Origin of the sequence: Euzebya sp. (assembly GCF_964222135.1) — a bacterium.
Lineage (GTDB): Bacteria > Actinomycetota > Nitriliruptoria > Euzebyales > Euzebyaceae > Euzebya.
The window spans coordinates 89384-96785 of record NZ_CAXQBR010000006.1 but is presented as its reverse complement, the minus strand read 5'-3'; the positions used below and the strand labels follow the sequence as shown (position 1 = coordinate 96785).

General features: G+C 73.0%; 10 protein-coding genes. 2 read left to right on the top strand and 8 right to left on the bottom strand.

The window, feature by feature from the left end:
- The 4 genes from ACEQ2X_RS02805 to ACEQ2X_RS02790 all read right to left on the bottom strand — a co-directional run.
- The coding region (locus ACEQ2X_RS02805; RefSeq protein WP_370324241.1) for an ABC transporter substrate-binding protein at positions 1-400 on the bottom strand (400 nt) is incomplete at its 3' end.
- Positions 401-515: 115 nt separating this feature from the next.
- Positions 516-1301 carry an alpha/beta fold hydrolase gene (locus ACEQ2X_RS02800; protein ID WP_370324239.1) on the bottom strand — a complete coding sequence of 262 codons (786 nt, stop codon included), beginning with the start codon at positions 1299-1301 and terminating at the stop codon, positions 516-518.
- A complete protein-coding gene (locus tag ACEQ2X_RS02795; RefSeq protein WP_370324238.1) occupies positions 1294-2829 on the bottom strand; it encodes a benzoate-CoA ligase family protein in 1536 nt (511 codons plus the stop codon). The genes ACEQ2X_RS02800 and ACEQ2X_RS02795 overlap by 8 nt, the downstream gene beginning before the upstream one ends.
- A 57-nt stretch (positions 2830-2886) precedes the next feature.
- Positions 2887-4320, bottom strand: a complete 1434-nt coding sequence (locus ACEQ2X_RS02790; RefSeq protein WP_370324237.1) for an aldehyde dehydrogenase — start codon at positions 4318-4320, stop codon at positions 2887-2889.
- 92 nt (positions 4321-4412) lie between these two features.
- Between ACEQ2X_RS02790 and ACEQ2X_RS02785 the strand changes: the two genes are divergently transcribed.
- On the top strand, positions 4413-4805 hold the full coding sequence (locus tag ACEQ2X_RS02785; protein WP_370324236.1) for an acyl-CoA thioesterase: 393 nt from the start codon (positions 4413-4415) through the stop codon (positions 4803-4805).
- A gap of 59 nt (positions 4806-4864) precedes the next feature.
- Positions 4865-5494, top strand: coding sequence for a TetR/AcrR family transcriptional regulator (locus ACEQ2X_RS02780; RefSeq protein WP_370324235.1), 630 nt, complete (start codon positions 4865-4867; stop codon positions 5492-5494).
- A gap of 37 nt (positions 5495-5531) precedes the next feature.
- On the opposite strand, the gene ACEQ2X_RS02775 is transcribed toward ACEQ2X_RS02780, so the two are convergent.
- Genes ACEQ2X_RS02775 through ACEQ2X_RS02760 form a run of 4 tightly spaced genes read right to left on the bottom strand, consistent with a single transcriptional unit; the run spans position 5532 to position 7399 of the window.
- Entirely contained in the window at positions 5532-6284 is a 753-nt protein-coding gene (locus ACEQ2X_RS02775) for an enoyl-CoA hydratase/isomerase family protein (protein ID WP_370324234.1), read from the bottom strand.
- Entirely contained in the window at positions 6277-6441 is a 165-nt protein-coding gene (locus ACEQ2X_RS02770) for a hypothetical protein (RefSeq protein WP_370324233.1), read from the bottom strand. The genes ACEQ2X_RS02775 and ACEQ2X_RS02770 overlap by 8 nt, the downstream gene beginning before the upstream one ends.
- Positions 6441-7190 (bottom strand): Phenylacetic acid catabolic protein, encoded by a 750-nt coding sequence (locus tag ACEQ2X_RS02765; RefSeq protein ID WP_370324231.1) that lies wholly within the window; start codon positions 7188-7190, stop codon positions 6441-6443. The genes ACEQ2X_RS02770 and ACEQ2X_RS02765 overlap by 1 nt, the downstream gene beginning before the upstream one ends.
- A complete protein-coding gene (locus ACEQ2X_RS02760; RefSeq protein WP_370324229.1) occupies positions 7187-7399 on the bottom strand; it encodes a hypothetical protein in 213 nt (70 codons plus the stop codon). Before ACEQ2X_RS02760 ends, ACEQ2X_RS02765 begins: the two co-directional genes overlap by 4 nt.
- Positions 7400-7402: the final 3 nt, after the last annotated feature.

The following is a 7402-nucleotide window of genomic DNA, read 5'->3' as shown; positions in this document are numbered from 1 at the left end:
ACGCCGTCACCCCCTCCTCGGGGTTGTTCTGGTCATCGGCCTCGACCAGCTCGATCATCCGCCCATCGACGCCGCCGTCGGCGTTGATCTCCTCCGCCGCCATCTGCATCCCCGCCTGCAGCTGGATGCCCCAGGGCGTGAACGGACCCGTGAACGACGTCAGCATCCCGATGCGGATCGGCTCGTCCGAGGACCCGCCACCCCCATCAGCCGCCTCCGTCCCCTCATCCTCGCCAGCAGCGGGCTCCTCCTCGGCCGGCTCGTCAGCCGTGGCGGCGTCGGTCTCCCCGCCGTCGCCGGCGGCGTCCCCGTCCCCGCCGTCGTCACCGCTGCACGCGGTGGCCAGCATAGCCAGCACCCCGATCAGCGCCAGCAGTCGGATCCATCTCGAGAGTCGCATTCGTGCCCTCCGGCTCGTTCGTCGACGTGGGTCGGCTCACATCGTCCGGCAGCCTAACTGACCGGTCAGATAAGGTCCAGGGTGAATTCACTACAGCCGTCGTAGGTCGGTTGCGTCAGAGGTCCGCGACGAACCGGGTGACCGCCTCACGCGTGGCCTCGGGGCGGTCGAGGTGCGGGGCGTGGCCGCAGTCCTCGAGCTCGATCCGCGTCACCGGACCTCGCACCCGGTCGGCGATCTCGTCGAGCTGGCGCATCGTGCCGTACTCGTCGTCGACGCCCTGCACGCACAGGGTCGGGCAGCGCACCCCGGCCAGCACGTCGCGGATGTCCCAGGCGCGGAACGCCGGGTCGAGCCAGATGTCGTTCCAGCCCCAGAACGTGGCGTCGGCGTCGGCGTGGTAGCGACCCATCCGCGTGCCCATGTCGGTGGTCTCGTAGACCTGCTTGGCCCGCTCGATCCCCTCGATGGATCGGTCCTCCACGATGACGTGGGGGGCCAGCAGCACCAGGCCGGCCGGCTCCACCGCCCCGCTGCCGGCGGCGATCAGCGCGATCGAGGCGCCGTCGGAGTGCCCGACCAGCACGGGGTCGTCGTAGCCCAGGGCGTCGAGGACCGCGGGGAGCACGTCGATGCCCTCGCGGTGCATGTAGTCGACGCCACGCGGCTCGCGCACGACCGCGGAGGCGCCGTAGCCGTGACGGCTGAAGACGAGCGCCCGTCGGCCGGTCGCGGCCACGACGTCGGTCGGGAAGGACCGCCACAGCTCCACGCTCCCGAGCCCCTCGTGCAGGAAGACGAGCGGGGCCTGCCCCTCCCCCTCCCCGGTCGCGGGCCCGATCTCGACGTACTCGATCGGTCCCAGGCCGACGTCGAGGGTGCCGCCGGTCACCTCAGTCACGGGCGCGGAGCTTGAAGCGCTGCACCTTGCCGGTCGCCGTCCGCGGGAAGTCCTCGACGTAGACGACCTCGTGGGGGTACTGGTAGCGGAGCAGCGCGGCCTTGCACCACTCCTGTAGCTCGGCGGTCAGCTCGTCGTCGCCCTCGCGCCCGCCGGCGAGGATCACGTGCGCCTTGATGGCGGTCATGCCGTCGCGCTCGACACCGATGACCGCAGCCTCCTGCACCGCGTCGTGCTCGATCAGGCGGTTCTCGATCTCGATCGGCGAGACCCACAGGCCCTTGACCTTCATCATGTCGTCGGCCCGGCCCTCGTAGGCGTACGCGCCGTCCGCCCCGCGCCGGTAGCGGTCGCCGGTGAAGAACCAGCGGCCGTGGAGGCAGCGCTCGGTCTTGTCGGCGTGGTGCCAGTAGTAGGACAGGCGGCTGGGACCGGCGACGTAGAGGTCGCCGACGGCCTCGCCGTCGGAACCGATCACGGTGCCGTGCTCGTCGCGCAGCTGGAGCTCGTAGCCCGGGACGGGGAACCCGGACGTGCCGGGCACGACCTGCCCCGCGCGGTTGGAGCAGTAGATGTGCAGCATCTCGGTCGAGCCGATGCCGTCGAGGATCTCGGTGCCCGTGCGGTCGTGCCAGCGCCGCCAGATCTCCGCCGGCAGTGCCTCGGCCGCCGACGCGCCGAGGCGGAGCGACGACAGGTCGCGCGTGGCGCAGTCCGGGTGGGCGAGCATCGCGTTGTACAGCGCCGGGACGCTGAACAGGACGGTGGGCTGGTGCGCCTCGATCTTCGCGAGCGCGCGGTCCGGGGCGGGGCGTCCGGTCATCTGGATCGCGGTCGCGCCGACCCACATCGGGAAGCTGAGCCCGTTGCCGAGCCCGTAGGCGTGGAACAGCTTGGTGGTGGAGAAGACCCGGTCCTCTGCCGCGAGGCCGAGGACCTGCTCGGCGTAGGTGGTGCAGGTCGCGGCGACGTCCCGCTGGGCGTGGACCACGCCCTTCGGCCGGCCGGTCGACCCGGAGGAGTACAACCAGAAGGCCGGGTCCTCGGGGTGGGTCGACACGGGGTCGACGTGGTCGGGTCCGTCCGCCACCCACGACTCGACGGTCTCCTCGCCGGTCCCCCCGCCGACCAGCACCGGCACGCCGAGGGGCTCGGCCTGGGGTCCGACCGCGTCCAGGAACGGCTCGTCCACGACCGCCAGGACGGCGTAGGAGTCGGAGAGGAAGTAGCCGAAGTCGTCGGGACGGGCCAGGAAGTTGACCGGGACCGGCACCGCGCCGGCGCGGATGCTGCCGAGGAACGCCGCGTGGAAGCGGGGCGTGTCGTCCATCACCAGCAGCACCCGCTCGCCGCGGTGCACCCCGGCGTCGCGCAGGCGCGCGGCGAACCGGCACATGTCGCGGTGCACCTCGGCGTAGGTGACCGCCGAGCCGTCCTCGGTGATGAGGGCGGGGGTGTCCCCGCGACCGGCGTCGAGGTTGCGGTCGGACAGCAGGCTGATGTGGTCGGCGGCGGTCGTCGTCGGCACGGGGTCCCTCCGTGGGGGTCGGCTCTGGGGTCGGCTCTGGGGTCGGCTGGGGCGGCGTCAGGTGCGGATGACGACCGACTTCTCCTCGGTGTAGAAGGCCAGCGCCTCCTCGCCGTGCTCCTTGCCGTAGCCGGACTGCTTCAGGCCGCCGAAGGGCAGCTCGTCGTAGACCTTGGTGCGCGAGTTGATCCAGGTGTAGCCCGCGTCGATCCGGTCCGCGGCGTCCATCGCCTTGGCGAGGTCGCTGGTCCAGACCGAGGAGCCCAACCCGTAGGGGGAGGCGTTGGCCCGGTCGATCGCCTCGTCGAGGTCCGCGACGGACCACACGCCGAGCAGCGGGCCGAAGGTCTCCTCGACGGCCACCGCGGAGTCGTGGGAGGCGCCGTAGACCACGGTGGGCTCGTGGAACCACCCGCGATCGAACGGCTCGCCCTCGGGGATGGACCCCCCGGCGAGCACCTCGCCGCCGCTCGCCACGGCGTCCTCGAGCTGCTTGACGATGGCGACGCGCCCCTCCTCTGAGTGGAGCGGACCGATCTGGGTGCCCTTGGCCGTCCCCAGCCCGAGCGACAGCTTGCGGGCCTTCGCGGCGATGCCCTCGGCGACGCGGTCGGCGATCGACGCCTCGGCGTACACCCGCTTGATCGCGAGGCAGGCCTGGCCGCAGTTGAAGAACCGGCCCATCGCGGCGGCGCTGATCGCCGCGTCCACGTCGGCGTCGGCGCAGATGATGAGGGGGTCCGAGCCGCCCAGCTCGAGCGTGACGCGCTTCATGTCGTCCGCCGCGGTCGCCATGATCTGCTTGCCGACCGGGGTCGACCCGGTGAAGGCGATCTTGCGGACGCCGGGGTGGGCGACCAGGGCCGCGCCCGTGATCTGCCCGCTGCCGGGGACCACGTTGAACACACCCTCCGGCAGCCCTGCCTCGTGGGCGATGGACGCCAGCCGGAGGGTCACGAAGGGCGTGGTCTCGTCGGGCTTCGCGACGACGGTGTTGCCGGTGACCAGCGCCGGCCCGAGCTTGTTCGCGAGCAGGGTCGTCGGGAAGTTCCAGGGGACGATCGCGCCGACCACGCCGAGGGGGCGGCGCAGCACCATGCCGCGCGCGCCGGTGTCGAGGTCGCTGACCGCCGTCCCGCGGATGTTGAGCGACAGCCCGACGTAGTGGCGGAGCGTCTCGACGCACCGGTGCAGCTCCAGCCGCGACTCGCGCAGGGGCTTGCCCTGCTCGGCGGTCAGCATCGGCGCGAGCTCGTCGGTGTGCGCCTCGATCGCGTCGGCGACGGCCTCGAGCGCCTTGCCGCGGGCGCTCGCGGGGGTGGCCCGCCAACCGGCGAAGGCCGCCGTCGCCGCCTCGACGGCCGCGTCGATGCCGGCGCTGCCGGACTCGGGGACCGTGCCGACCACCTCCTGCGTCCCGGGGTCGCGGACGACGATCTCCTCCGCACCGTCGAGCGGGGTGGACCGCCCGCCGATGAACGCGTGCTCCATCGCATGCCTCCACTGGATCGTGAGCTTGATCCGAGCCTAGACTATCCGGTCAGTCAGTCAAGCCCGCCTACCGGACGTGGAAGGATCAGCCCATGGGCGCCTCGATCACCCTGACCCGCCGCCTCGAGTGGATGGACACCGACGCCGCGGTGCGGTGGCACCACGCCACGACCTGGCGCTGGGCGGAGCTGGCCGAGGCCGAGCTGCACCGCTCCCTCGGGATCATCGACATGACGTTCGGGTGCACGCCCCGGCGTCGGGTGGAGGCCGAGTTCCACCGGGCGGTCCTCTTCGACGACGAGGTGCAGATCGACTTCGCCGTCGAGTCGGTCGGTCGGACGTCGGCGACCTACGCGATGGAGGTCCGCGTCGGCGACGAGGTGGCGGCGACGGCCCGGATGGTCGTGGTGCTGGTCGATGACGACGGCCGCCCCCGCCCCTGGCCCGACGACGTGGCCGACCTCCTGCGCGGCGCCGGCGGCTGAGGCGTGGCCGGCCCCCCTACACTCTCCGCGGTCCAGCGCACCGGAGGGCACCAGCGACGATGAGCACACCCAGCGAGTCAGCGGCGGAGGCGCTGGACGGCCTCAGCGAGCGGGAGGTCTCGCTGCTGCGCTCGGCGTACCGCGTCGTGTCCCGGCGCGGCGGGCACCGCATCGCGCTGCAGGACGTCGCCGACGACGCCGGCGTGTCGAAGGGCCTGGTCCTCTACCACTTCAAGACCAAGGACAACCTGCTGCTGTCCACCATGCGGTGGGCCCTGGTGCGGACCGCCGAGCGGATCCGCGAGGGCGTCGGCAGCGTCCAGGCCGCCGAGGACGTCGTGAAGGCGCTGATCGACGCGATCTGGATCGGGCCCCAGCCGAACCGGGACTTCTACCTGCTCTACCTGGACCTGGTGGAGCACGCCGCCCGGGTCCCCTCCTTCGCCGAGCTGCCGGGCATGACCCGCGACATCATCAACGGCCTGTACGCCGAGGTGATCGCCGAGGGCCTCGACCGCGGTCTGTTCCACGTCGACGACGTGGACGAGGCCGCCGAGGCGATGCGCGCCTACCTCGACGGGCTGTTCATCCAGTGGCTCCAGCGGGAGGACTGGGAGACGACACACGACGCCTACCGCGAGCGCTGCCGCGGCGGCCTGCTGCGCCTGCTCGGGGCCGACCGGAGCTGAGCCGGTCCCCTGCCGGGCGTACACGGGTCGATGACGGTCAGCGGCGCCGGCGTGCCGCGTCCAGCCGGTCGCGGTGCTCCTCGGTGGTGACCAGGAGGCTCTGGCCGAGGGTCTCGGCGAGCTGACCGCGGTGGACGTCGGCGACCACGATGCCGAGCACCCGCTTGGCGGCGGCGTAGGCCTGGGCGCCGCGGCGGAGGATCCGCTCGACGGCCTCGGTCACGGCCGACTCGAGCTCGGCGGGGTCGACGACGGCGGTCACCAGCCCGAGCTGGTGCGCCCGCGCCGCGTCGACGTCGCCGCCGCCCAGCACCAGGTCCCGCGCCGGGCCGAGGCCGACCATCGCGACCAGCCGGGCGATGCCGCCGTGGGCGGGGAGCAGGCCGAGGTGGCCCTCGCGCCACATGAACCGCGCGTCGGTCGAGGCGATCCGCAGGTCGCAGGCCAGGGCCAGCTGGAGCCCCGCACCGGTCGCGACGCCGCCGATCGCGGCGACGACGGGCTTCTCGATCCGCTCGACCAGGCCGATGGTGGCGGTGAGGTCGTGGCTCGACCCGCGGAAGCTGCGGGGATCGGCGTCGGCGAAGCGGCTCAGGTCCCCGCCGGCGGAGAAGGCCGGGCCCCGCCCGGCCACGACGATCGCGTCCACGGCCTCATCGGTGGCCGCGGCGACCAGCGCGTCGCCGAGCGCGGTCTGCAGCTCGAGGTCGATCGCGTTGCGCCGCTCGGGCCGGTCGAGGACCACCCAGCGGACGCCGTCGCGGTCCTCGACGGCGACGGGGTCAGCCATCGCCGGCGGGCTCCTCGGACCCCCGGTGCCGGATCCGCTCGAACGGGCTGCCGCAGGCGTCGCAGAACCACTGGGCGGTCATCAGCAGCGAGCCGTACGCCGCGAGCTCCGAGACGTCGGCGGAGCCGCACCACGGGCAGGTCGGCGCGTCGGCCACTACCCCTCCACGCGGCGTTGCAGCCCGTTCCACGCGTCCCACGGCAGGTCGGGCATCTGCCACGCGCCCGGCTCGCCGGTGACCCCGACGTCGTAGCCGTGCTCGACCAGCAGCGGCATCACGGCATCCAGCCACGCGGACCGCATGCCGTCGTTGTCGAGGGTGAGGATGCCCGCGTCCCGGAGGGCCTCGACGCCGGGCTCGCCGGTCGGGCCGAACCAGCACAGCACCTCGGTCACGATCCGCGGGAGGTGGGCCTGCAGCTGGTCGCGGCCGGCGGGCCACCGGGTGGTCAGCTCGACGACGCGCCCGCGCGCGAAGTCGGCGTTGAAGTGCGACTCGTCGAGGATCCTCGCGACGCGACGCGCGAGCTCGTCGCTCAGCCCGGAGAGGGCCCGCAGGACGATGTCGAGGGCCGGGTCGACCAGGTAGAGGGTGGCGACGGCCTGCCCCCAGGTGTCGAACGGCTCGTCGAGGCACGACATGCGGTACTGCCGCTCCCGCTCGTCGGGCGGGCCGAGCTCCACCCCCTCCCCCGCCAGGTCGTTGGCCAGCGGGAACACCGCGCGCGACTGGCCGAGGTGGGCCTGGGCGATCGCCGCGCAGGCGACGGCGCTCTCGAGGCCGGGGGTGCCCACCGACCACGACGAGAGGTGCATGCCGAGGGAGTACTTGTTGTCCCCGACGACGCCGAGGAGGTTGGCCAGCCCGGCGGACAGGTCCGGGGACAGCTGGGTGGTCGCGTTCACAGGACGGCCTCCAGGGTGTCGTGGTCGCCGACGACCTCGCCGTCGCGCTGGATCCAGATGACCGCGTCGGCGGGCGCGACGACCAGCTCGAGCCAGTCCTCGTCGCCGCCGACCTCGTCGCGGGTCGGGGTGCGGTCCGCGGTCACCTCGTCGACCAGCTCGAGGGGGTCGGGGTAGTCGCGTCGCGCGAAGACCAGGTACGTCGCCATCGC